Annotated in this window: 24 protein-coding genes and 1 riboswitch; of the genes, 12 read left to right on the top strand and 12 right to left on the bottom strand. The window is 71.3% G+C overall.

Going from position 1 to position 23,224, the window contains the following annotated elements; translation table 11 throughout:
- Nucleotides 1-153 precede the first annotated feature (153 nt).
- The gene (locus tag ACIPTO_RS17460; protein WP_366317848.1) at nucleotides 154-456 is read right to left on the bottom strand and encodes a DUF5133 domain-containing protein; all 303 of its coding nucleotides are present in this window, start codon (nucleotides 454-456) and stop codon (nucleotides 154-156) included.
- 340 nt (nucleotides 457-796) lie between these two features.
- Nucleotides 797-2,986 (bottom strand): MMPL family transporter, encoded by a 2,190-nt coding sequence (locus tag ACIPTO_RS17455; RefSeq protein ID WP_401192865.1) that lies wholly within the window; start codon nucleotides 2,984-2,986, stop codon nucleotides 797-799.
- Between the two features lie 302 nt (nucleotides 2,987-3,288).
- On the opposite strand from ACIPTO_RS17455, the gene ACIPTO_RS17450 reads away from it, so the two are divergent.
- Both ACIPTO_RS17450 and ACIPTO_RS17445 read left to right on the top strand, forming a co-directional pair.
- Complete coding sequence (locus ACIPTO_RS17450) at nucleotides 3,289-3,708, top strand: hypothetical protein (RefSeq protein ID WP_401192862.1); 420 nt, start codon at nucleotides 3,289-3,291, stop codon at nucleotides 3,706-3,708.
- Between the two features lie 50 nt (nucleotides 3,709-3,758).
- Entirely contained in the window at nucleotides 3,759-4,994 is a 1,236-nt protein-coding gene (locus tag ACIPTO_RS17445) for a 4-hydroxybenzoate 3-monooxygenase (protein ID WP_401192859.1), read from the top strand.
- Nucleotides 4,995-5,033: 39 nt separating this feature from the next.
- Here ACIPTO_RS17445 and ACIPTO_RS17440 read toward each other — a convergent pair whose 3' ends face one another.
- Nucleotides 5,034-5,819 (bottom strand): alpha/beta hydrolase, encoded by a 786-nt coding sequence (locus tag ACIPTO_RS17440; protein ID WP_401192856.1) that lies wholly within the window; start codon nucleotides 5,817-5,819, stop codon nucleotides 5,034-5,036.
- A 476-nt stretch (nucleotides 5,820-6,295) separates the two neighbouring features.
- Here ACIPTO_RS17440 and ACIPTO_RS17435 point away from each other — a divergent pair, with 476 nt between their 5' ends.
- Both ACIPTO_RS17435 and ACIPTO_RS17430 read left to right on the top strand, forming a co-directional pair.
- Nucleotides 6,296-7,396 carry an LLM class flavin-dependent oxidoreductase gene (locus ACIPTO_RS17435; protein WP_401192853.1) on the top strand — a complete coding sequence of 367 codons (1,101 nt, stop codon included), beginning with the start codon at nucleotides 6,296-6,298 and terminating at the stop codon, nucleotides 7,394-7,396.
- On the top strand, nucleotides 7,393-8,793 hold the full coding sequence (locus ACIPTO_RS17430) for an NtaA/DmoA family FMN-dependent monooxygenase (protein WP_401192850.1): 1,401 nt from the start codon (nucleotides 7,393-7,395) through the stop codon (nucleotides 8,791-8,793). The genes ACIPTO_RS17435 and ACIPTO_RS17430 overlap by 4 nt, the downstream gene beginning before the upstream one ends.
- 331 nt (nucleotides 8,794-9,124) lie before the next feature.
- Here the strand turns inward: ACIPTO_RS17430 and ACIPTO_RS17425 are convergent, their stop codons facing one another.
- From ACIPTO_RS17425 to ACIPTO_RS17415, 3 genes are all read right to left on the bottom strand, one after another.
- Complete coding sequence (locus tag ACIPTO_RS17425) at nucleotides 9,125-10,102, bottom strand: ArsR/SmtB family transcription factor (protein ID WP_401192848.1); 978 nt, start codon at nucleotides 10,100-10,102, stop codon at nucleotides 9,125-9,127.
- Nucleotides 10,103-10,296: 194 nt separating this feature from the next.
- Nucleotides 10,297-11,124 carry a DUF1684 domain-containing protein gene (locus ACIPTO_RS17420; protein WP_366317864.1) on the bottom strand — a complete coding sequence of 276 codons (828 nt, stop codon included), beginning with the start codon at nucleotides 11,122-11,124 and terminating at the stop codon, nucleotides 10,297-10,299.
- A 189-nt stretch (nucleotides 11,125-11,313) separates the two neighbouring features.
- Nucleotides 11,314-11,808, bottom strand: coding sequence for a peptidylprolyl isomerase (locus tag ACIPTO_RS17415; RefSeq protein WP_366317866.1), 495 nt, complete (start codon nucleotides 11,806-11,808; stop codon nucleotides 11,314-11,316).
- Nucleotides 11,809-11,986: 178 nt separating this feature from the next.
- Here ACIPTO_RS17415 and ACIPTO_RS17410 point away from each other — a divergent pair, with 178 nt between their 5' ends.
- Complete coding sequence (locus ACIPTO_RS17410; protein ID WP_401192844.1) at nucleotides 11,987-12,613, top strand: GntR family transcriptional regulator; 627 nt, start codon at nucleotides 11,987-11,989, stop codon at nucleotides 12,611-12,613.
- A 15-nt stretch (nucleotides 12,614-12,628) separates the two neighbouring features.
- Here ACIPTO_RS17410 and ACIPTO_RS17405 read toward each other — a convergent pair whose 3' ends face one another.
- The 3 genes from ACIPTO_RS17405 to ACIPTO_RS17395 are packed head-to-tail and all read right to left on the bottom strand — an operon-like array spanning nucleotide 12,629 to nucleotide 15,149.
- Nucleotides 12,629-12,967: a cupin domain-containing protein gene (locus ACIPTO_RS17405; protein ID WP_366317868.1), complete on the bottom strand. Its 339-nt coding sequence runs from the start codon at nucleotides 12,965-12,967 to the stop codon at nucleotides 12,629-12,631.
- Nucleotides 12,964-13,755, bottom strand: coding sequence for a carbon-nitrogen hydrolase family protein (locus tag ACIPTO_RS17400; protein WP_401192842.1), 792 nt, complete (start codon nucleotides 13,753-13,755; stop codon nucleotides 12,964-12,966). The genes ACIPTO_RS17405 and ACIPTO_RS17400 overlap by 4 nt, the downstream gene beginning before the upstream one ends.
- Before the next feature lie 29 nt (nucleotides 13,756-13,784).
- A complete protein-coding gene (locus ACIPTO_RS17395; protein WP_366317872.1) occupies nucleotides 13,785-15,149 on the bottom strand; it encodes an MFS transporter in 1,365 nt (454 codons plus the stop codon).
- 184 nt (nucleotides 15,150-15,333) lie between these two features.
- On the opposite strand from ACIPTO_RS17395, the gene ACIPTO_RS17390 reads away from it, so the two are divergent.
- A complete protein-coding gene (locus ACIPTO_RS17390) occupies nucleotides 15,334-16,020 on the top strand; it encodes a DUF2848 domain-containing protein (RefSeq protein ID WP_366317874.1) in 687 nt (228 codons plus the stop codon).
- Between the two features lie 134 nt (nucleotides 16,021-16,154).
- Here the strand turns inward: ACIPTO_RS17390 and ACIPTO_RS17385 are convergent, their stop codons facing one another.
- Nucleotides 16,155-16,682 (bottom strand): hypothetical protein, encoded by a 528-nt coding sequence (locus tag ACIPTO_RS17385; RefSeq protein WP_401192840.1) that lies wholly within the window; start codon nucleotides 16,680-16,682, stop codon nucleotides 16,155-16,157.
- A gap of 189 nt (nucleotides 16,683-16,871) precedes the next feature.
- Here ACIPTO_RS17385 and ACIPTO_RS17380 point away from each other — a divergent pair, with 189 nt between their 5' ends.
- Both ACIPTO_RS17380 and ACIPTO_RS17375 read left to right on the top strand, forming a co-directional pair.
- On the top strand, nucleotides 16,872-17,684 hold the full coding sequence (locus ACIPTO_RS17380; RefSeq protein ID WP_401192837.1) for a DUF427 domain-containing protein: 813 nt from the start codon (nucleotides 16,872-16,874) through the stop codon (nucleotides 17,682-17,684).
- Between the two features lie 121 nt (nucleotides 17,685-17,805).
- Entirely contained in the window at nucleotides 17,806-18,708 is a 903-nt protein-coding gene (locus ACIPTO_RS17375; RefSeq protein ID WP_401192835.1) for a hypothetical protein, read from the top strand.
- A 12-nt stretch (nucleotides 18,709-18,720) separates the two neighbouring features.
- On the opposite strand, the gene ACIPTO_RS17370 is transcribed toward ACIPTO_RS17375, so the two are convergent.
- A complete protein-coding gene (locus ACIPTO_RS17370) occupies nucleotides 18,721-19,875 on the bottom strand; it encodes a hypothetical protein (protein ID WP_401192833.1) in 1,155 nt (384 codons plus the stop codon).
- 335 nt (nucleotides 19,876-20,210) lie between these two features.
- Between ACIPTO_RS17370 and ACIPTO_RS17365 the strand changes: the two genes are divergently transcribed.
- The 4 genes from ACIPTO_RS17365 to ACIPTO_RS17350 all read left to right on the top strand — a co-directional run bounded on the left by ACIPTO_RS17365 (nucleotide 20,211) and on the right by ACIPTO_RS17350 (nucleotide 22,244).
- Complete coding sequence (locus tag ACIPTO_RS17365; RefSeq protein WP_401192830.1) at nucleotides 20,211-20,537, top strand: plasmid stabilization protein; 327 nt, start codon at nucleotides 20,211-20,213, stop codon at nucleotides 20,535-20,537.
- A gap of 43 nt (nucleotides 20,538-20,580) precedes the next feature.
- Complete coding sequence (locus ACIPTO_RS17360) at nucleotides 20,581-20,925, top strand: hypothetical protein (protein ID WP_401192828.1); 345 nt, start codon at nucleotides 20,581-20,583, stop codon at nucleotides 20,923-20,925.
- Nucleotides 20,926-20,927: 2 nt separating this feature from the next.
- A riboswitch (cobalamin riboswitch) is annotated at nucleotides 20,928-21,089 on the top strand.
- Between the two features lie 33 nt (nucleotides 21,090-21,122).
- Nucleotides 21,123-21,341, top strand: coding sequence for a CbtB domain-containing protein (locus tag ACIPTO_RS17355; protein WP_401192825.1), 219 nt, complete (start codon nucleotides 21,123-21,125; stop codon nucleotides 21,339-21,341).
- Between the two features lie 36 nt (nucleotides 21,342-21,377).
- Nucleotides 21,378-22,244, top strand: coding sequence for a CbtA family protein (locus tag ACIPTO_RS17350; RefSeq protein ID WP_366317888.1), 867 nt, complete (start codon nucleotides 21,378-21,380; stop codon nucleotides 22,242-22,244).
- Nucleotides 22,245-22,366: 122 nt separating this feature from the next.
- Here the strand turns inward: ACIPTO_RS17350 and ACIPTO_RS17345 are convergent, their stop codons facing one another.
- Nucleotides 22,367-23,170, bottom strand: a complete 804-nt coding sequence (locus tag ACIPTO_RS17345) for an SAM-dependent methyltransferase (RefSeq protein WP_401192823.1) — start codon at nucleotides 23,168-23,170, stop codon at nucleotides 22,367-22,369.
- Nucleotides 23,171-23,224 lie beyond the last annotated feature (54 nt).

The raw sequence follows: 23,224 nt of genomic DNA, 5'->3' as shown, positions 1-23,224 counted from the left end.
CGCGGTGTCCGCCCTGCTGGCACGGTGCCCGGGTATGAGGGTCCGGGTGACTTCCGTGCCGTCCGGCCCGACCGACTCCAGCCGTACGGCGGGTCAGTCGTCGGGCCGGTGTTCCGACTCTGTGGCGTCGAGCGAGCGCTTCTCAGTCGTCCTTCAGGACACCAACTCCCTTTCCTCGGAAGCGGTTTCGCCGGAGGGGCCACGCGAGCCCAGGGAGACCGGAGAAGCCGGCGCGAGGGTGAGGGGCCGCAGGTGTGCGGGGAGGGGTGCCGCGGTGCGTGAACACAGGCGTTCCACGGCGGTCATGGCCTCCTCGACCGTGCGGGTGCCGGTCAGCACGCACAGGGTGTAGGCGGCGTTCTGCAGGGGGACCGCGCAGGCGGTGTCCCCGTCGGCCGCGAGGGCCCGGTAACGGTCGACCGCCTGTTGCAGGACGGCGGGGTTCGGCACGATCACGTCAGACCTCCACGCTCTCGGCGGAAGCCGCACACGTCGGCTCGCTGTCGGGACGGGACGAAAAGGGCACGGTGACGCTCCTCGAAGGGGAAGAAGGCGTGCCTGCTGACCGAAGCACTGGACTGTGATCGCTTGTGCCCCGTCCGGACACTCCGAAACGGCGGCTTTACCCGGCCTCGTCCCGGTCAGGAGCCGTTCACCGTCCGCCCGTTGAGGTGCCACAGGGCCGGACGTCCACGCGAAGTCGACCGCGCGTGGAGAGGGCGTCGATCAACGTGCGGAAACGGGTGCGGGGCCTGTCCACCGGCCGTGCGGACCGGTGGACAGACCCCGCGTGGTGCTAGCCGCGACGACCCGCCGGACCGGGCGTGACCGGGTCCTCGTCACCCGTGCCGGCGGCCGGGCCCGAGGTGCCGGAACCATGACCGTCCGGGGTTTCCTGGATGCGGTCGGCGTGACCGGGCCACCAGGCCGCGTGGCCGATCAGGGCCGTGAGGCTCGGCGTGAAGAACATCGCCATCACGAACGCGGCGATGGCGATGCCGAAGGAGACCGCGAAGCCCATCTCCGTGAGCAGGGCGTTGCCCGCCAGCATCATCGTGGCGAAGGTCGCCGCGAGGATGAACCCGGCCGCGGCCACGGTCGGTCCCGCGTGCCGCAGCGCCATGCTGGCCGCCTCGCGCGGGTCGCGGCCCTCGCGGGCCTCCTCGCGGAGCCGGGCGATCATCAGGATGTTGTAGTCCGTGCCGATGGCGACCACGAAGAGATACATGATCACCGGGAGCATGAACATCAGCCCCGGATGCCCCTGGGCGTCCTGGAAGATCCAGACCGTGGCACCGAGCGTGGCACCGAAGCCGAGACCCACCGAGGCGATGAGGTACCAGGGCGCGACCACACTGCGCAGCAGCAGTCCCAGGATCAGCATGATCAGCAGGGCGGCGACTGGGAACACGGTCCGGTAGTCGTGGTTGACCGCGGTGTTGATGTCCTTGTAGATCGAGGACATGCCGCCGACCAGCGCCTTCGTGCCGTCGGGCGCGGAGGCGTGCGCGACGTCCCGCACCCGGCCCACCGCGTCGATCGCCTTCTCCGTGGACGCCTCGTACTTCAGCGTGACCGTGAAGTCCGCCGTCGTACCGTCCTGGTTGACCTGGCTCATCTTCGCGCTCGCGACACCGTCGACGGCGCCGAGCTTCTCGGCGTAGGCCGGGAAGCCGGACTTGTCGAGCGGCTTGCCGTCGGTGCTGGAGAGATAGACGTCGGTGGGAGCCGCCGCGCCCGCCGAGTACGCCTTCTGCATCTCGTCCTGGACGACCATCGACTCCTTGGTCTTGGGCATGGAGCCCGAGGCCAGGTCGAAGGTGGCCTTGTAGCCGAGCGTGCCGAGCGACAGGGCGACGAGGACGAGCCCGGAGAGCGCGGCGGTCAGCGCGGGCCTGCGCTGCACACCGCGGCCGAGCGCGGCGAACCGGGCGTTCTGCGGCTCCTGCTGCCACGACTTCGACGGCCAGAAGACCTTCGGCCCGATCAGCGACACCACGGCCGGGATCAGCGTCAGGCCCGCGATCAGGGTGACGGTGACCGAGATGGCCAGCGCCGGACCCATCTGCTTGAGGAAGCCCAGCGTGGACAGCACCAGCGCGAGGAACGCGATGATGACCGCGCCGGCGGCCGAGGCGATGGCCTCGCCGACCCGGGCGACCGCGTTGATCATGGCCTGCTTCGGTTCGTCACCCGCCCGCAGGCGTTCTCTGTACCGGAACATCAGGAACAGGAAGTAGTCCGTGCCCACGCCGAACAGCACGACGATCAGGATCGACGACACGGAACTGTTCGCCTGGAGCCCGAACAGCTTGGTGGCGTACGCGATCAGTCCGTTGGCGATGGACGCCACCACGCCGATCAGGACCAGCGGGAGGACGGCGAGGATCGGCGCGCGGAAGATGATCAGCAGCGTCACCAGGATGATGAGGAAGGTCCCGATGCCGATCAGCGCCTCGCCGCGCTTGGACGAGTCCTGCTGGTCGAGCGCCTGCGCGGCGGAACCGCCGAGCTTCACGTCCAGATCGGTGCCCTTGGCCAGCTGTTTGACGTCGTCGCGCAGTACCTTCGCGGCATCCGCCTGGGCCGGCTGGCCGGCGTTCTTGCTGTCCATCTGCACCAGGGTCATGGTGTACCTGCCGTCCTTGGACGGCGGGCCGGGGACCACCTTCTGCACCTGGTCGATGTGCTTCTTGCCCAGCTCGGTCGTGATCCGGGCGACGTCCTTCTGGTCCGCGGCGGTGAGCTTGCCGCCGTCGGAGCGCTGGTACAGCGCGATGGCGGACGGAGTGAAGGCGCTGGGGAACGCCTTCGCCTGGAGGTCCGCCGCCTTGATGGACTCGTAACTCTTGGGGAGGAAACTGCTCTCGTCACTGTTGGAGGGCAGGCTGGGCGCCGTGGCGACAATCGCCACGGCCGCGATCAGCCATGCCACGATCGTCCAGACGGGATGTCTGACGACCCCACTGCCAATACGTCGAAACATGCGGGAGGTCCTCCTGGGAAGGAAGATCACCGCAGCCCGGGGAGCGGACCCCGGCATCGGCGACCCCGACCGGTCCTCACCCGTGGGGCCGGTCGAACGGTTGTCTACGTGCTTTTCCTATCGGTCATACGGAAAGATTCATAACACACGCACAGACGGCGCGAACCCGCGGTAGCCCCGGGGCGTCCCCGCAGCCCTCCGGCCCACGTTCGAGTGGTTGCCTGTGACCCGTCCTCCACCGCCACGTTGACCCCGCTGGGCAGCACATCCGCTGCCACCGGAGAGTGCGAGGAGCGTGCGTCATGGGAACTGCCAAGTGGTCTACGGCCCTGGGGGCCGCGGGGTTGGCCCTCGCCGCCACCACGACAACCGTCGCGACACCGGCGTCGGCGCACGCGCTCCGCGCCGGGCGCGTCGTGCTCACGAACGCGGACAACGGCCGGACGGTCGCCGCGAGCGTCGGCGGTGACGTAGAAGTCCGGCTCACCCACTACCGCGAGCACGGGCTCACCTACTCCTGGACCGCACTGGACTCCAGCGACCGGACCGTGCTCGGGCACAGGTCCGACGCCACCTATCCGGCCGGAGACTCCACGGCCGTCTACCGGGCGGCAGCCGCCGGCGCCGCCACCGTCAGCGCACAGCGCCACTGCGTTCCCGACCCCGGCCGCCTCTGCCCCCTGATCGTCGAGACCTGGAAGGCGACCATCCAGGTCAAGTGACCCGGCGGTGCGGCGCTCCGCGTCGGTAGGGTGATTCCGGAGGTGGTCAAGTGACCGACAGTGTGCGGGAGTTGAGCGAGCCCGCGGAGTCCGTGACCGTGGTGGTGATCGGTGCGGGTCCGGCCGGGCTGACCGTCGCGAACCTGCTGCGGAGCGCCGGGATCGACTGTGTCGTCCTGGAACGGCAGTCCCGGGAGTACGTGGCACAGCGCCAGCGCGCGGGCATCGTCGAGACCCGCGCGGTCCGTATGTTCGACTCCTGGGGCCTGGCCGACCGCGTCCTGGGCGGCGTCCCGCACGACGGCATCCTGGAGCTCCGCGTCGACGGCGAGCCCCACCTCGTGTCCGACTCCGACGGCTCCGAGGGCCCCACGGCCCGTATCTGCCCCCAGCAGATGCTGGTCCAGAAGCTCACCGCCGCCTACCTGGAGGACGGCGGCGACCTCCGCTTCGAGGCCGCCGACGTCTCCCTGCACGACCTGACCAGCGAACACCCCACCGTCCGCTACCGCACCCCGGACGGCGCCCTCCACACGCTCACCTGCTCCTTCGTCGCGGGCTGCGACGGCGACCACGGCATCAGCCGCAGCTCCGTCCCCGACGGGACCCTCACGCCGTACACCTTCGACCACGGCATCGGATGGCTGACGGTCCTGGCGGATGCCCCGCCGCCGGCCCACCCGCTCCTCGCCGTCAGCGAGCAGGGCTTCGCCGCGCACTTCCCGCGCGGCCCGTACACCAGCCGCTACTACCTCCAGTGCCCGCCCGACGACGAGCCCGGCGCGTGGTCCGACGCCCGTGTCTGGGACGCGCTGCGCACCCGGCTCGGCGATCCGGCCCTCGTCTCCGGCCCGATCACCGACCGCGAGACCTTCCGCCTCCGCAGCCTCGTACACGACCCGATGCAGTACGGCCGCCTCCACCTCGTCGGCGACGCGGCGCACATCGTCTCCCCGATGGGCGGCAAGGGGATGAACCTCGCGCTCTACGACGCCGACCTCTTCGCCCGCGCCGTACGGGACGCCGTCCACGACCACGACGACACGGGTCTGCGGACGTACTCCGCGCGGTGTCTGCGCCGGGTCTGGAACGACCAGGAGTTCTCCCACTGGATGACGCGCATGCTCCACGACGCCGGTGACGCCTCCGACTCCGGCCCTTTCCGACGGAACTTGGCGCGGGCTCGACTCGACCGGCTCTTCACGTCCGCCGCCGCGGGCGGCGCCTTCTCCGAACTCATGACGGGCATGGACTTCGGAGCGGGCACCGGGCCGCGCTCGCGCTGAGGGACCGGCGCCCGGCCGACGGCCGGACGCCGGTGGCCGTCAGGCTGCCCCGGGAACGTCGGCCCGGCTCAGATGCCGGGCGAAGAAGCGGGCCGCGCTGTCCGCCTCGAACCGCGGAAGCTCCTTGTGGCGGCCCGAGTTGACGTGCAACGACTTCTCCTTCGAGCCGAAGGCGTCGAACAGCGCGAGACCGGACGCGCGCGGGATGTGCTCGTCGTCCCACTGCAGCGCGAACTCGATCGGCACGGTGATCCGCCGCGCCGTCTCCGCGAGGGCGTCGTCGTACCAGAACTGCCCGAACACCGCGGCGGCGATGCGGGGTTCGGCCGCCGTCAGCGGGACGCCGATCGCGGTGCCCATGTTCAGGCCGTAGTAGCCGACGGGTCCCTCGGTGCCGATCTCCGGGAGTGCCCGGAGGGCGTCGAGGACCGTCAGCCACTCGGGTACGGCACGTTCGGCGAGGTGGGCGTTGTAGCGGACGACGATCTCGCCGACCGGTTCGCCCGCCGCCATCGCGTGCCGCATCGCGGCGATCTCGCGCTCGTCGTGTGCGGTGCGCGGCCGGTCGCCGTGGCCGGGGGCGTCGAGGGTGGCCACGTGGAATCCGCAGCCGTTCACGAGCCGGTCGGCGCGGCCCGCCATGGCCGGGGCCTTGCTGTCGGTGCCGCCGCCGTGGCCCATCAGGACCAAGGGGGCGCTTACGGAAGGGGATTCGGCGGGGGACCAGAGTGCTCCGGTCAGGCCGCCGACGGTGAAGTCGCGGACGAGGACACCGTTCGACGATGTCTGCGCGGTGAACCGCACTGGTGTGGTGGAGAGTTCCATGGTGTTGCCTTTCGGGATCGCCTTGGTGCGAGGCGCTCCCGGCGACACCTATGCCGCTGGCCCGACCGTGGCGAAAAGGGGGAGCACCCACCTGGATACTGCGTTCATGGGTCCCACCTCCTCGCGGTCTCTCACGGCTCAGGGAAGGTAGCAGCACGGTCACCGTCACAGCCAACGCTTTTCCGACCCGACCCGACCCGACCCGACCCGCCTCCGCCGCATGCGCGTACATCTAATGTTCTTGACATCTTCCGGTGGCGGCGACCAAGGTTGAGGCGACCGGTCCCGGACGGGTGGAGGCCCCGATGCGTGCAGGCGACGCCGCACCTCGTGGCACCGGTCCGGGCGCACGGCTGATCATCCGCCGGCACGTCGACTACTGCCGCACCGCATCCGCCGTCTGTCCTTCCGCACGCCCCTGACCCATGCCGGCCCCGCGGGCCGGCCGTCTCGACGTGCTCTCGGAAGGAACCCCCATGTCCGGCCCCGCCCTGCGGCTCGCCCTCGAAATCGACGGTGACGGCGCCCATCCCGCGGCCTGGCGCCGCGCCGCCCACTCACCCGACCACCTGCTGACCCCGCGCCGGGTGGCCCGCGTCGCCGCCGCCGCGGAGAACGCCGGGTTCACCCTGCTCACACTGGACGACGGCGCGCTCCCGCCCGGCGCCGCGCCCGAGGTCGTCGGCCGGATCGGCGCGGTGGAGCGGGCCGCGTTCCTCGCCGCGTCGACGAGCGTCGTCGGCATCGCGCCCGTCGTGCCGCTCACCTACGCCGAACCCTTCCATGTCTCAAGCCAGTTGGCGTCCCTGGATCACATCGCGGGCGGGCGTGCCGGGTGGGTGGTGAGCGAGGAGGCACGGCCCGAAGCGGCTTCCGCCTGGGGGCGTCCGCCCGTCGACGGCGAGGCGGCCCGCGCCCGCGAGTCGCGGGACGGAGTCGACGTCGTCCGCCGGCTGTGGGACTCCTGGGAGGACGACGCGGTCATCCGCTCCGTGGCCACCAGCCGCTATCTCGACCGGGACCGGCTGCACTACGTCGACTTCACCGGCGACACCTTCGCGGTGAAGGGCCCGGCGATCGTGCCACGTCCACCGCAGGGCCAACTCGTCGTGCTCGGCAGCCCGGAGCGGGTCCCCGGCGATCTGCTCGACGTCGCCCTCGTCGAGGGCCGGGACCTCGCGGCCGTCACCGCGAGCGCGTCCGCCGCCGGAACACCGCGTACGTTCGCCGAGGTCGACATCGCCCTCGACACCGCCGACGCCACGGCCGAGGAACGCGTCGCCGACCTCGAACGGCACGCGCCCTGGAGCGACCGGGGATGCCTGCGCCACATCGGCTCCGCCGCCGGACTCGCCACGCTGCTGGGGGAGTTGAGGGGAGTGGTCGACGGAGTCCGTCTGCACCCCCTGGTGCTGGACGAGGAACTCCCGGAACTGTCCCGGCTCGTCCTGCCCCACCTGGTCGAACGACGCTGCGCCGTACGGCCGTTGCCCGGCGCGTCGCTGCGCACCCAGCTGGGCCTGGACCGGCCCGCCAACCGCTACGCCGCCGTGGCCGCCCAGGAGGACGTCCGATGACCCGCACCGACCCCCTCGACGTGCCCCGGCCCGAGGCTCAACTCCACTTCGGTGTCTTCTTCCAGGGCGTCAACCACTGGACGGTCTGGTCCGATCCGGCGAGCGGTTCCCAGATCGACCCCGCCAACTTCCGGCGCGTCGCCCGGACCGCCGAACGCGGCCTGTTCGACGCGTTCTTCCTGGGGGAGGGGCTGAGGCTGCGCGAGGTCGACGGACGGATCCACGACCTCGACGTCGCCGGACGGCCCGACGCGATCACCCAACTCGCCGCGCTGGCCGCCGTGACGGACCGGATCGGCCTGGTCAGCACGTCCAACACCACCTTCAACGAACCCGCCGACCTCGCCCGCCGCCTGTCCGGCCTCGACCTGCTCTCCGAGGGCCGCGCGGGCTGGAACGTGGTCACGACCGACAACGCCTGGACCGGTGCCAACTTCCGTCGCGGCGGCTACCTCGACCACGCCGACCGCTACCGCCGCGCCGAGGAGTTCCTCACCGTGGCCCGCGCCCTCTGGGACAGCTGGCAGGACGAGGCCGCCTCCGGTTCGGCCGGCGCCCCGGCCTGGGCGGCACCCGGCGCCGTACGCCACGTCCGGCACCAGGGACCGCAGTTCGACGTCGACCTCGCACCCACGCTGCCCCGCAGCGCCCAGGGACACCCGGTGATCTTCCAGGCCGGGGACTCCGGCGAGGGCCGCGACTTCGCCGCGCGCAACGCCGACGTCATCTTCTCCGCGCACGGCAACGACTTCGACGACGCGCTCGCCTTCGCCGACGACCTGCGGCGCCGGCTGCGGGCCGTCGGCCGACCCGACGACGACCTGCGCATCCTCCCCGGCACCGAGATCATCATCGGCGCCACGGAGGAAGAAGCCCTGGAGAAGAAGCGCTGGATCCGCCTCCAACAGGTCACCCCGGCAACGGCGTTGGGGATCGCCGGACTCCTGTGGGGCATCGACCTCTCGGGCCGTGACGCCGACGGGCCGCTGCCCAAGGAGGACCCGGTCGTCGCCGAGAACGACGGCTCCTTCGGCGCACGGCGCATCGCCGACCCGCGCCAAGTGGTCGCCGAATGGCGGGAGAAGGCCGACGCGAACCGCTGGTCGTTGCGTGAGACCGTCATCGCGCTCGGCCCGCAGCGCGGCCATGTCGGCACCCCGGAGGGACTGGCGGACAAGTTCGCCCACTTCGTCCGGCACGGCGCGGTCGACGGCTTCAACGTCACGCCGTACCTGATCCCCGACGGCCTGGACGACATCGTCGACCTGCTCGTCCCCGCGCTCCAGGAACGCGGCGTCTACCGCACCGAGTACACCGGCACGACCCTGCGCGAGCACCTGGCCCTGCGCGAGCCCCTCACCCACCGCGCCGCGGCGGACCGGCGCCGGGCGGGCTGACCCGGAGACGGCGCGCCGAAGGCGCGGCGGCCACCGTCCCCCTGTGAACGGTGGCCACCGCGCCCGATCGCGCCATGCCCCGGCCACCCCCTGCGCGTGATGGCGTGGTCGGCGTCGGAGGCGGCGGACTGGTCGGGTCCGCCGCCGGCAACCGCCCACGCCCGTCGGTCCAGTGGGTGGTGCTCATGTGCCCGATCGACCTCTGCGGTGGTCGGGTGCGGTCCACACCAACGATGGTCGTGCGCGTCGTGTGACGGCAATGAATTCGAAGCCGTTCGAAGTGGCGCCGGGCGAGGTGTGCGCGGCGCCGCTCCGGCGATGCGTCCGTCCTTCACCGGTCAAGCAGGCGCAGCCCCAAGGGTGTTGCCGAGTGCCGTACGAACTGGCCCTCCCGGTGGCTGGCGACCAGACCTCCGTCGCGCAGCACGCCGAGCTGGTAACTGGCGCTGGGCAGCGCGATGTTGGCGGCCGAGGCGACCTCGGACGTGGTCCGCGCCCCATGGTTGGCGAGGTGTGCCAGGACGACCGTCCGGGTGCGGCCCAGCAGTCGTTCCAGACCGTCCTTGCTCGCGCGGGCGACCTCCAGCGGCTGCTTGGCGACCGGGTAGACGAGCACGGGCCCGAGCGTGGGATCCGCGAGCGCGGTGGGCCTGCGCCAGCAGAAGTAGGAGGGGACGAGCAGCAGACCGCGCCCTTCCAGGTACAGCTCGCGGTCGACGGGATAGTTCACCTCCAGCACGGGAGCGTTCCAGCGGGCGTGCGGGCGCAGCGCGTCGAGCAGCGCGGAGGTGCCGCCGTCGAGGAGGGCCCGTGAGCGTAACTCGACATCGTTGCCGATCGCCGTCTGGATACGCGGCCAGTACGGCTCCAGCAGCGTCTTGCAGGACAGCTCCAGCGCCCGCGTCAACGTCCCCAGCGCCTTGGCGCCCGGCCGGTCGAGGCTGGACACCCAGGACGGCAGCGGACGCGACTCCGCGAGCCGGGACAGCTCACCGCTCAGCCGGGTGCGGGACGTGGACCGCACCTCGTCGAGCCCGACGGCCAGCCCGCCACCGGTGACCGACGGGGTGAGGAAGTCGGGGATGTAGCCCACCGGCGGAATCAGCGTCTGCAGCGGCAGCAGCGCCCGCCGGGCCCGCGGATTCCTCTCCAGCCCCTCACGCACGGACCGGCGCCAGTGCCCGAACTCGAGCGCCCCCTGCCGGGTGTCCAACCGGCAGACACCGCAGACGAGTTCCCAGAGAGCATGGGGCTGACGGGCGACCCGGACGCTCTGCAGATCCTGCGACGTGAAGTGGATACGGAGCATGCGGCCTCTTTTCTGCGCATCGTCCGTGCGCAGTGTCCGTGGGGGGTGCGACCGCGCGGAAACCTGCGCGCATTAAAAGGGACGACTCAGAGGCGCGCATGGTTGTCGGGATCGGGGCCGGGGACCGAACGCCGAACCGGGCCGGCGGCGCCGCTGGGGCGCCGGTGCCGGCCCGGTCACGTCAGGCGCGGGAGTCAGGCCGCTCCGCCCCGCTCGCGGGGGATCTTCTGGCCGGCCTCGACGGACACCGGCAGCCGGTTCTCCGCCGGCGGCAGCGGGCAGGTCGCGAGGTCGGTGTAGGCGCACGGCAGGTTCGTCGCGCGGTTGAAGTCCAGGACGACCGTGCCGTCGGCGTCGGGCGCGGGGAGCGTGAGGGAGCGGTTGGCGGCGTAGGTGGTCACCCCGGAGGTGGCGTCCGTGAAGAGCACCATCAGCCCGCCCGGTCCACGCCCGGGGAACGCCGTGAGGGCCAGTGCCTGCCCGTCCAGCTCGAACTCGACCCGGCCCGGCGCGTCGTAGACGTGCTCAAGACCCTCGACGGAGGCGCCCACGGTCGTCGGCCGCGGCGTGTCGAACGCCGTGTAGCGTCCCTGGACCACCCAGCGGGGGTCCGGCGCGTAGGCGGGCGTACCGGCGAACGCGGTGCGCAGCGGGGCGTCCGGGTGCCGGGGCCGCACGATGTCGTTCCCGCCGCGCTTCGCCACCTCGATCACGGCATCGCCCCAGACCGCGTCGACACCGCCCCGCTCGGGCAGTACGCCGAAGCGGTGCTCACCGCGCACGGTCTTACCCGCGACGACGAGTTCAACGCCCTCGTCGAGCGCCACGGCGACCCCGTCGGCGTCGGTCCACCAGGCGCCGGGGGCGTCCGGGAAGCGCTGCGGACGCTCGTCCAGCCAGTGCAGGCCGGTGATCGCGAGGAAACCGTGCGGAGCGGCGAGCCGTTCCTCCTGCCCGCGGTACCACTCCAGCCAGTCCTGGGTGAAGGCCTGCTGGTCCGTCGTGGTCAGGTCAACGGTCATGGTCACTCCTTCGTCGCACGAGGACGGGCCTCGCAACGGGGTCGTGCCTGTACCAACCGCGACGGACGGGTGGGGGATTCCGGTCCGTATGTGACAGGTTCTTTTCAGGAATGCGAAGCCGCGGGCCCCGGGGACGACGTTCCGTCCCCGGGGCCCGCGGCGCTGTTCCCGACCCGCTGGGGGTGTCGGTCAGGCCTCGACGACGCCGGACGCGGCGATCTCGATCTTGGCCTTGGTGGCGCCCGAGTCCGAGCCCAGGGACTCGATCTTGTCGATGATCTCCTGGCCCTCGACGGCCTCGCCGAAGACGACGTGCTTGCCGTCGAGCCACGAGGTGACGACGGTGGTGACGAAGAACTGCGAGCCGTTGGTGTTGCGGCCGGCGTTCGCCATCGACAGCAGGTACGGGCGGTCGTGCTTCAGCGTGAAGTTCTCGTCCGCGAACTTCTCACCGTAGATGCTCTTGCCACCGGTGCCGTTGTGGTTGGTGAAGTCACCGCCCTGCAGCATGAACTGGGGGATGACGCGGTGGAAGCCGGAGCCCGCGTAGCCGAAACCGTTCTGTCCGGTGGCCAGCTCACGGAAGTTGCGCGCGGTCTTCGGGACGACCTCGTCGAAGAGGTTGAAGACGATGCGGCCCGCGGGAGCGCCGTCGATGGTGATGTCGAAGTAGACGTTACTCATGATCAATTCTTCACTTTCGCTGTGTCGCACACTCTGCCTGGCGTCCCTGAACTCTATCCACAGACCGGGGTGCTCACGGTCGGTGGCGGGGGAGCACGCCTGCCGACGGACCCCTGTGGCGCGGAAACCCCCGTGGTAGCGTCGGTATACAAACTGTATGCGATGTCTGGGGGTTGCCGTGGCGTCCGGTCGGGAGAAGGCCTACGCGTATCTCAAGGACACGGTTCTGACGGACCCGGAGATGCAGGGAGCCTTCCTGTCGGAGCAGGACCTCGCCGATCGTATCGGTGTCTCCCGCACCCCCATCCGCGAGGCGCTCCTGATGCTCGCCGCGGAGGACCTGGTCGAACTCGTGCCCAAGCGCGGCGCCCGCGTGGCGTCGCTGACGGGCCGTGAGGTGCGCGAGCTGATGGAACTGCGCGGCATGGTCGAGCGGTACGCGGCCGAGCGCCTCGTCGCGGCCGGGCGGGTCCCCCTGGACGAACTGCGCGCCCTCCTGGACGAGCAGCGCGCGCTCACCGGCGAGCAGGAGGCCCGCGAGTTCATCGCCGTGGACCACCGCTTCCACGCCTCCCTGGTGTCGGCCGTCGGCAACACCCTCCTGGACCGGCACTACGACGGTCTGCGCAGCCGCCAGGTCCGCGCCGGGGTCGTCGCCGTCTTCAACCAGCGGGGCCGGCAGAAAGCGGTGCTCGACGAGCACGAGGCCATCGTCGACGCCCTCGCCGCCGGTGACGCGGGGGCCGCGTGCGCGGCCATCGACCACCACCTCCAGTCGACCCTCACGGTGCTCCTCGACGGCTGAGGCGACGCGCCGGACTCAGGGATACGTGATCACGAGCATCGTCACCCCGTCCGGCGCGGTCCACGGCCCGTGCGGCATGCCCGGCGGACGGCAGGCGTACATGCCCGCGGTGAACGTGCGGTCCAGCGTCAGGTCGTGCATCGCGCCCTCGACGAGGTAGACCTCCTCCCACACGTCGTGCAGGGCCACGCCCGACGCCGAACTGTCCGTGCCCGGCGCCCACCGGACGAGCGCGGTGCGCCGGCCGCTCTCGGGGTCCTCGGCCAGCACGCACTCCTCGACACCGGGCCCGGCACCCGCCGGAGCGCGCCAGGGCCCGTCGGGACGGTGGAACTCCAGCTCGGGCCCGCTCATCCCCACACCTCCGGACGCCGGTTCGCCAGCACGGACGTCTTCTCGCGGACCGCGCCGACCTCGTCGACGTCCAGCTCCGTCACCAGCAGCTCCGGCTCCGCGCCCAGAGCGGCCCGTACGGTCCCGTCCGGGCCCACCACCAAGCTGTGCCCGATACCGGTCGGCACCGGGCCGGGACCGGTCCCGGGATCGGCCTGCCCCACCGCGGCGACCCACACGGTCGCGTCCAGCGCGCGGGCCCGCACCAGCAGCTCCCACTGGTCGAGCTTCCCGGGCCCGGCGCCCCAGGAGGCCGCCAGCAGGGTGCCCACCGCCCCGGCATCGGCGTGCGCCCGGAACAGCTCGGGGAAGCGGACGTCGTAGCAGGTGGCCAGACCGAGCCGGACACCGTCCACGTCGATCAGGGCGGTACGGGAACCCGGGGCGACGGTCTCGGACTCGCGGAAGCCGAAGGCGTCGTAGAGATGGATCTTGTCGTACGACTCCTCGACGCCGGGGCCGGTGGCGAGCAGGGTGTTGGCCACCCGTCCTCCGGCGGCCGGGGTGAACATGCCGGCGACGACGACCGTGCCGGTCGCGCGGGCGATCTCGCGGACGCCGTCGGCCCAGGGGCCGTCGAGGGGCTGCGCGAGCGGGGCGAGGGGGGTGCCGAAGCAGGCCATCGACGCCTCGGGGAAGACGACGGCGCGGGCTCCGGCGTCCGCCGCGCGACGGGTCCACTCCTCGATCAGGCGCAGGTTCTTGTCGGGGTCGGGGCCGGTGGTGAGCTGGCTGAGGGCGATCCGCATGGGCGGTGCCTCCTTGTCTGGGGCCGTGGTCAGTGGGACAGGGGGAGGTCGGCCGCGGCCGGGGTCTTCGGCGCGGCGAGCTGTGCGTCCTCGTCGACGGCGGCCTCGGGGTCGCGGCCCAGGAGGACGCCGACCAGGGAGATCGCGGAGGCGAGGGCGATGTAGAGGGCCAGCGGCACCCAGCTGTCGTAGGCGCTCAGCAGGGTGGTGAAGAGCAGCGGGGCGATGGCGCCGCCGATGATGCCGGCCAGGGTGTAGGCGAGTGAGGAGCCGGTGTAGCGCAGCCGGGGTGAGAACTGTTCGGCGATGAAGGCGGCCTGCGGGCCGTAGAGACAGCAGTGGATCACCAGGGCGACCAGGACTCCGGCGGCGAGCGGCAGCCAGGAGCCGCCGGACGCCATCGGGAAGAACACGAACGGCCACACGGCGGCGGCGACCGCCGAGACGCCGTACAGCAGGCGCCTGCTGACGCGGTCGGAGAGGGCGCCTGCCAGGGGCATCAGGAAGACCTGGACCGAGGAGCCGATGAGGACGGCCGCGAGGGCGGAGCCGCGTGACATGTCGAGTTCCTGGGTGGCGTACGTCAGCACGAAGACGGTGAACATCGCGTACAGCACGTCCGGGCCGACCCGGCACAGGATCGCGGCGGTCAGCGCGCGCGGCTGGGTGGTGAAGACCTCGCGGATCGGGGTCTGGGGTCGGGACTGCTCGGCCTCCATCGCCTTGAAGACCGGGGTCTCCTCCAGCTTGGCCCGGATCCACAGGCCGAAGCCGACCAGGACGCCGGACAGCAGGAACGCCACCCGCCAGCCCCACGACTCGAACTGCGCCTCGGTGAGCAGGGCGCCGAGGGCGGCCAGCACACCGTTGGCGAGCAGGTTGCCGGCGGGCGGGCCGACCTGGGCGGCGGAGGCGTAGAAGCCCCGGCGGCGCGGGTCGCCGAACTCGCTGGACAGCAGGACGGCGCCGCCCCACTCGCCGCCGACGCCGACGCCCTGGGCGAAGCGCAGCACGACCAGGGCGATCGGCGCGGCCACGCCGATCGTGCCGTAGGCGGGCAGCAGGCCGATGGCGAACGTGGCCACGCCGATCAGGACGAGTGTGGCGATCAGCACCTTCTTGCGGCCGATCACATCACCGAGCCGGCCGAAGACGAAGCCGCCGAGGGGCCGGGAGACGTAGCCGACCGCGTAGGTGGAGAACGCGAGGAGCGTTCCGGTGAGCGGGTCCTCCGAGGGGAAGAACAGATCGCCGAAGACCAGCGCGGCGGCGGCGGAGTAGACGGCGAAGTCGTACCACTCCAGGGCCGTGCCGGTGAGGCTCGCGACGAAGGCGCGGCGGACGCCGGAGCGCCTCTCCGCGGCTCCCGTGTCGCTCTTCGGGGTGTCGTGCATGGTGCCCATCCTTGCTCGGGGACATCGACCTTCCGGCATACTTCTTGTATACAGGTCGTATGCGCAAGCCCTGCGCCGGAAGTTAACCGCGGAGAAATCAGGATCCGCAGGGGCACGTTCCCTGTGCCCCGGCCTCCGTGTCCCGTGACTTTTCCCCCGTTCCCCGATCCCTGGGAGTGCCCTCATGGCCGTGCTGACCTTCGAACTGCCCGACGGATCGACCCGCGAGGTCGATGTCGTCCAGGTCCTCAACGCCGGATACGCCGGACGCAGCCAGGACGACGTCGCCGCGCACGTCGCGGAGCTGGCCGAGCTGGGTGTGCCGGGACCGTCCGTGACGCCCGCGCTGTACCCGGTCTCCCCGTACCTCGCCCAGCAGACCGCGCGCGTCGCCGTCCAGCACGGCCGCACCTCCGGCGAGGCGGAGTGGGCGCTGGTCGTCGCGGAGGGCGGGGAGCTGCTGCTGACCGCCGCGTGCGATCACACCGACCGTGACCTGGAGGTGCACGGGGTGGCGTGGAGCAAGAACGCGGGCCCCGACGTCCTGGCCCGGCGCGCCTGGCGGCTGGCCGACGTGGAGTCCCGTATCGACGAACTCACCCTGCGCGCCTGGGTGAGCCACGACGGCACCGAGACCGAGATCCAGACCGGCACGCTCGCGGAACTCCTCACCCCGGCCTACTGGGTGGACGTGCTGCGGTCCCGCGGAGACCTGGTGCCGGGGACCGTGCTGATCTCCGGCACCATTCCGATGGCCGCGGGTGTCGACCAGTTCGCCGACGGCTGGCGTGTGGAGCTGGCCGATCCGTCGGCCGGGAACGTCATCGGCCTCGCCTACGACGTGCTGCCGATGCCGGAACCCATAGGGTGACGGGGTGTTGGCGGCGGCGCGGCCAACGGGGATGAAGCTGCGCCTAGTTGACGGCGAGTGGGCGGCGCGGGGCCGGGAGGTCGGCGCTCCCCGCTCGCCAACGGCGGCTCCGGGGCGGCCCGTTGCTCACCTCGTTACGGGAAGTACAGCGCCGCCTTCTCCAGGACGTGCCCGGTGAACATCCCGCCGTACATGCTCCCGCCCCGGTACATCGTGACCCGGGTGACTCCCGATCCCGTGGTCTCCACCGTGATGGGCCGCCCGATCAGGGACGTCCCGAGGACCCGGGCGTCCTGGGCGGCCCAGGTCCGCGCGGCCGGCTGGGCGCTGGGGGTGACCAGCGCGGGCAGGATCAGCGCCGCGTTGCGGGCGCCGGCCAGGCCGCCCCGCAGGTTCTTCGCGTAGTCCAGTGCCCACCCGGTGAACTCGGTCAGCAGGGCCTGGTCGACGCCGGGGACCGCGGCGGCGAGGACGAACAGTTCCGCCTTGGTGCCGAACCACCGCGCTCTGCGGTCCGACCGGCTGCCTATCGTCACGGGGCGGTCGCGCCAGGTGGTCGCGGTCACCGTCGTCCCGTCGGCGGCGAGCCGGTCACGGAGTGCCGCGAGGTAGACGTCGGCCGCGCCGGTCGCCGGTGCCGGGTCGCTCTGATGCTGTGTCATGTGCGGATCTTCCGTCACAACACGGCCCGGGCACACGCGAATTCCTGAACTCGGGCATCCGGAACAGCCGCGGCCGTCGAGTGAGCTACCGCCGACACCTGGCAGGAAGTCACCGTCGGAAGCGTCGGACACGCGACGATCGGTCACACCGGCCGTCCGGGCCGCCCCACCCACCAGGGAGCAACCGTCATGAGTACGTTCTCCACCGCGCAGGACGTCAGGACCACCCCCGAAGGACTCCTCTGGGAGCCCAGCCCCCGCTGGGTCCGCGGCCGCAAGCACGACATCACCGTCGTGGACAGCCGCCGTCCCGTCCTCGTCTGGGAACCCGGCGTCCCCGTACCGCTCTACGCCTTCCCGCACGACGAGGTCCGCGAGGACCTCCTCCGCCCCGCGAAGAACCCGCCGACCGGCACGCACACCGGCTCCCGGATCTTCTACGACCTCGTGATCGGCGGCGAGTTGTCGGAGAACGCGGCCTGGACCTATCCCGCCGACGACCTCGCCGGGCACATCGCGTTCGAGTGGTCCCGGCGGGTCGGCCGAGGGCTCGACCACTGGTACGAGGAGGAGGAAGAGATCTTCATCCACCCCCGTGACCCGCACAAACGCGTGGACGCCCTCCCCAGCAGCCGTCACGTCCGGGTCGAGATCAACGGCACGGTCGTCGCCGACACCCACCGCCCGGTCCTGGTCTTCGAGACCGGCCTGCCCACCCGCTACTACATCCCGCGCGAGGACGTCCGCCTCGACCTGTTCGAACCGACCGACCACAGCACCGGCTGCCCCTACAAGGGCACCGCCACCTACTGGTCGTGGCGGGGCGGGGCCGGTGTTCCCGCCGTCCCGCCGAACATCGTCTGGAGCTATCCGCAGCCGCTGCCCGCGGTCGGCGCCGTCAGGGATCTCCTCGCCTTCTACAACGAGGTGGTCGACATCGTCGTGGACGGCGATCTCCTGGAGCGGCCGGTCACGCCCTTCACGAACACGCTTCAGGCGTGAAGTCCGGCCCTGTTCCGGCCAGTTGAGGTGAAACCGCGCCGACAGGGCAGTCGACACCTTGCACATGCCTCTTCGGCGGCGCGCGTGCTCCAGGACTGTCAAAGGACATTGAAGGACGTTGATGGAGAGTCACACAAAGGACGACAAGAAAAATGACAAGAAGGACGAAAAGAAGGACGAGACGAAGGGCGACAAGAAGCGGGAGCCCAAGCGCAAGGTGCTCGATCTGACCGCCGTGCAGGTGGTGGCCAGCGCGCTCGCCACCGTGGTGGGCGCGGTGCTCGCGTCCCTGCTGGGGGTGACCGGGACGATCGTCGGCGCCGCCGTGGTCAGCGCCAGCGCGACCACCGGCGCCGCGGTCTTCCAGCACGCGTTCCGCCGGACGGGAGAGGGGATCCGCAGAAGAGTCCCGTCGGTGGCGATGGCGCTGACACCGGGCGAGGCACGGGCGCTCCAACGCGCGGACGCCCGGGCGGCGTTCGGGGCGCAGGACGGCTCCTCGGACGACGCCACGAGATCGCCCGCCGATGCCCCCGGTCGCCCCGCGGACTCCTCCGGTTCCTCGGATTCCTCCGACTCCTCACTCGGCGGAGCGGAAGCGGTCGGCACCCACCGGACCGGTTCGTTCTGGAAGTCCATCGGCTGGAAGAAGTACGCCTTGGCGACAGGCCTGATCTTCGCCCTGGCGATGGTCACGGTGACCGCGGGGGAGCTGATCATGGGCAAGCCGCTCGCGGCCGCGGTCAGGAACGAGTCGGGTACGGGGACGTCGTTCGGCGGCGGTTCGGCCGGAACGCACCACGCTCCCGCGCACAGCCCGACGCCCACGCCGCTCACGTCGAGCAGCGCGGGATCGCATGCGGGCGGTACCGCCTCGCCGTCCGCGAGCGCGGAGCCGGGGACCAGCCACAGCGCCGGTGCAGGCCCGAGCCGGAGCGCCGCCTCCAGCTCCGAGGCCTCGGCGTCGAGCGTGCCGACCGCGAGCGGTGACGCCGAGAACGACTCCGGCGCCACCGCTCACTGAGCGGAGCAGGCCCTACTGGGGCGACCGGCCCGCGTCGGCCAGCGCCCGGCGATCGGGAAGCCCGGCCAGGTCCAGCTGCCTGCCGAACCTTTGCGACGCCAGCAGCGCGAGCAGGGCCGTGAGCGCCGCGAGCGCGGCGAGTACGGCCATCAGCCCGGCGAACCAGGACGGCGCGGCGGTGATCCGCAGCGCATCGGAGACGCGCGAGGAGTGGAACCGCCCGTCGAACAACTGCAGGGCGGCCAGCGCGGCCGGCACCACCACGGACACGGCGAGCACGGGCAGACCGCCCTGGAGCACCAGCGCCGGTGCCAGCAGGACGCACAGGATCGAGACCCCGAGCGCGGACCCGTAGGCGGCGGCGGAGGCTCCGTCGCGGTGCAGCGGGAAGTACGACAGCCCGCACAGTACGAGTGCCACCGCCGCGATCAGCCTCGGCCAGACCGGGGGAGCGGTGCGCCGTGCCGCCGTCCGCGGACGGCGTGGACGGTGCTGACGCGCGGGACGGTCGTCGGCCGCGGGCTCCGGCGCGTTCGCCGCCTGGTCGCGGCCGGGCAGCTCGTGGTCCGCGGCGGTCGCGGCGACGGTCCCGCTCGTGGCCCGGGCGGTCGGGTCCTGATCCTCGGCCAGGCGGCCGATGAGCTGGACGAGTTCCTCGACCGGACGGCCGGCCGCGGCCCGTAGCGCCTCCTCGCCGCAGTGCGGTTCCAGCGGAGGCCGGTGCAGCAGGGCCATCAGCCGGGTGACGTCCTCCACCGGGCGGTGCTCGGCCGCCGCGCGGATCGCCTCGTCGGCGCTGTCGGGGTGGCGCGGTGGCTGGGTCAGCAGGGTCACCAGGCGGGTCACGTCCTCCACGGACCGGTCCACGCCGACCGCGCGGAGGGCGTCGACGGTGGCCTGCGCGTACTTCGGTGACTGCTCCAGCATGGTGATGAGCTGGAGCACCTCCTCCAGCGGCCGGTCGGCGACGGCGGCGTGCAGCAGGCCGTGCATCGGATCGGCATACTCGCTCTCGGGGCCGAACAGGGGTGGAGCCGCCTGCGACGGACGTGGTGTCGGCGGCGTTTCGTCGGCCGGTCCTCCGTCGGAGGACGAGAGCGGCTGCGGTGCGGCGCCGTGAGGTATCTCGGGTTGGTCCGGGCTGGGCGGGAAAGAGCGGGTGGTCATGCTCGGCTCCATGAAGAGGCTGATCCTGCTATCGCCCCCCGAAGCGCGATGAACAAGCTGATCCAGTCCATTACTAGGTGTCCGCACTCCGTCACGCCACGTGAGTACGCCACCCGTGTGACCCCGGCCCGGCGCCCCGACGGCCGCCGCGGTCCGCGCCCTCATCCGTTCGGTGGCCGTCTGCTCGCACACCGCACGGGCCGCGCGTCAGATGGGAGCGACCCGTGTCGGGGGCCCCGCGTGAGAAGCGGCGGACGACGGGTACCTGGGAAGTCGCCGGAGAACGGCCGAGCACGCCGGAGGCCGTTCCCGAGTACGGAGAGAAGGAGGGCACCGTGCCCCGAGGATCCAGCGCGAAGCGCGAGCGCCAGTACGAGCACATCAAGGAAGGTGCCGAGAAGCGAGGTGTCCCCGAGGGCAGGGCGAAGGAGATCGCCGCGCGCACCGTGAACAAGGAGCGGGCCCGCGCCGGTGAGTCCAGGACCGCGAGCAGGACGTCCACCCGCGACCCCAAGTCGGCCTCGCAGCGCGGCGGCCAGCGCTCGCATCGCGGCGCGCAGGGACCGACGAGGGACCAGCTGTACGCGGAGGCGAAGAAGCGCGGCATCGACGGCCGTTCGTCGATGAACAAGCAGCAACTGGCCCGCGCCCTCGGCCGCTGACCCGCCCGATCGCCCCCGCGGCATCACCTCAAGGAGAACCCCCATGGCCACCGTGTCCCTCACCGGAGCGTCCAAGGAGGACGCCGCGACCGTCTTCGGCGTCCTGCGCGCCGCGTTCCCCACCGACCGCTCCTTCGACGACGTCCCCCAGGAACAGCCGGGTGACCGCACCGCCGTGTGGACCGCCGAGTTCGAGCCGACGCAGGAGTGGATCCCCACCGAGCCCCTGCCGTTGGAAGGTTCGGTCTCCGCCACGATCCAGGGCGGCTACGTCGCCGTCGACCAGCTCCGCGAAGCCCTGAACGTCACGTTCGCCGTGGACGAGCGGGGCACCGCGTCGGGAGACCAGGAACAGGAGGTCGACCTGCGGCTCACGACCAAGCGGTGAGCATCGCAGGCGTGATTGACGGTGCGGAGAGACGCGCCGTACTCTCACCGTGTAGTGAAGGCATAAGGAAGCTGGTGGAATTCCAGCACGGTCGCGCCACTGTGAGCCCGCCGCCGAGAGGTGGCAGGCGAGTCAGACACTGAGCCCTCACTCGCCCGTACACGCAAGGGACGCACGATCCCGAAGGAGGGCTCACTGTGAGCAGCAGCATTTCCACATCCCGTCCGGTGTCCACGCCGGTCGTCCTGCCGGTGTCCAAGTCGATTCTCTGGCTGGTCGGCACGGCCCTGATCGCGCTGGCGGTCTACTACTTCATCGGTGTGGACCAGGGTGCGGTGTCGGTGTTCGGCAACGACATGCACGTCCACGAGTTCGTCCACGACGCCCGGCACTTCCTGGGCTTCCCCTGCCACTGACCCTCCGCCGGCACCTGGACGTACGGACAACCCGACATGGAAAAGAAGCTCATCCTGCGCGGCATACTCGCCGGCGCGGTGGCGGGCCTGCTCGCGTTCGTGTTCGCGCGGATATTCGCCGAACCGCAGATCGCGAAGGCCATCGACTACGAAAGCGGCCGTGACGCCGCGCAGAACGCCCTGGACAAGGCGGCGGGCATCCCCGTCGAGGGAGCCGACCCGGACCTGTTCAGCCGCACCATCCAGGCCAACGTCGGCATCGGCGTCGGCATGGTCTTTTTCGGCATGGCGATGGGCGCCCTGTTCGCCGTCGCGTACACGGTCTGCCTCGGCCGCACGGGAGGCCTCCGGGCCCGCAGCCTCGCCCTCCTCGTCGCGGGCGGCGGCTTCCTCGGCATGTACCTGGTGCCGTTCCTGAAGTACCCGGCCAACCCGCCCGCGATCGGCCACGAAGAGACCATCAAGCAGCGCAGCGCCCTGTACCTGATCATGGTCGTCTGCTCGATCGCCTTCCTCGCGGGCGCCGTCTATCTCGGCAAGTACCTGCAGAAGCGCTACGGCAACTGGAACGCGACCCTCCTCGCGGGCGCCGCGTTCGTCGTCGCGATCGGCATCGTGATGCTGCTCCTGCCGCAGCTGGGCCATCTCTCGTACAACAAGGCCAACTTCGGCAACCAGGCCACCGAGACCCCGCTCCCGCTGAAGGACTCCAAGGGCAACATCGTCTATCCGGGCTTCCCGGCGGACGTGCTCTTCAGCTTCCGCTTCTACTCGGTAGCGGCGCAGTTGATCCTCTGGGCGGCCCTGGGCCTGATCTTCGCTCCCCTCGCCGAGCGCCTCCTCAACCCCGCCCGACCGGACGCGAACGCTCCCTCACCGGAGCAGGATCCCGTCCCCGCGTGACCAACTCCCCTCCACGGCGGGCGCGGTGATCGACGAGATCACCGCGCCCGGTCCGTTTTTCGCCGCAGACTCAGCCGGAGCGATTCCTCGAACGGGGCCCAATAGTCCTACGGCTTCCGGTCCTACGGCTTCCGGGCCACCCCCGCGTACAGCGGGATCAGGTCGGTCCGGCCGGGGTGTCCGGTCGGCTCGGGGTGCCAGTCCGCGGCGAGTGCTATGCCCGGTTCGATGAGTTCAAGTCCCGTGAAGAAACCGGCGAATTCGTCGCGCGAGCGTACCTGCGCGGGCGTGCCGCCCTGGCGGTAGACCTCGACGACGCGCTGCCAGGTCTCCGGGTCGAAGTCTCCGGTCGCGTGGGAGAGGGCCACGTGACTGCCGGGGGACAGGGCGTCGAGGAGTTCGGCGACGATGCGCCGGGGCTCGTCCTCGTCGGCGACCAGGTGCAGGAGCGCCACCAGGGACAGGGCGATCGGCTGGTCGAAGTCCAGGATGTCCCTGGCCGTCGCGAGGATCTTTCCCGGCTCGCGCACATCGGCCTGGATGTAGGTGGTGCTGCCCTCCGGGGTGCTGTGGAGGAGCGCTTCGGCATGGCGGAGGACGATCGGGTCGTTGTCCGCGTACACCACGTGGGCGCTGGGGTTGATCCCCTGGACCACCTGGTGGAGGTTCGGCCGGGTCGGTATTCCGGTGCCTATATCCAGGAACTGGCGGATGCCCCGCTCAGCCAGCGACCGGGAGGCGCGGTGCATGAAGTCCCGGTTCGTCCGCGCCATCTCCCTGACGGCGGGAAACAAGGAGATGACCTTCTCGGCGGCGGCCGCGTCGACCGGGTAGTTGTCCTTGCCGCCGAGGAAGTAGTCGTACATACGGGCCGATTGAGGCTTGCTGGTGTCCACATCGGCCGCGCTGAAGCCTGCGTCTGTCACGTCGGTTCTCCCGTGAGCTAGCGAACCAGTTCCCGCGTCCCAGCGACCGTACCG

This window comes from Streptomyces sp. NPDC090083 (assembly GCF_044747445.1).
Taxonomy (GTDB): Bacteria; Actinomycetota; Actinomycetes; order Streptomycetales; family Streptomycetaceae; genus Streptomyces.
The sequence above is the reverse complement of the archived record's forward strand: the minus strand, read 5'-3'. Positions and strand labels throughout refer to the sequence as shown.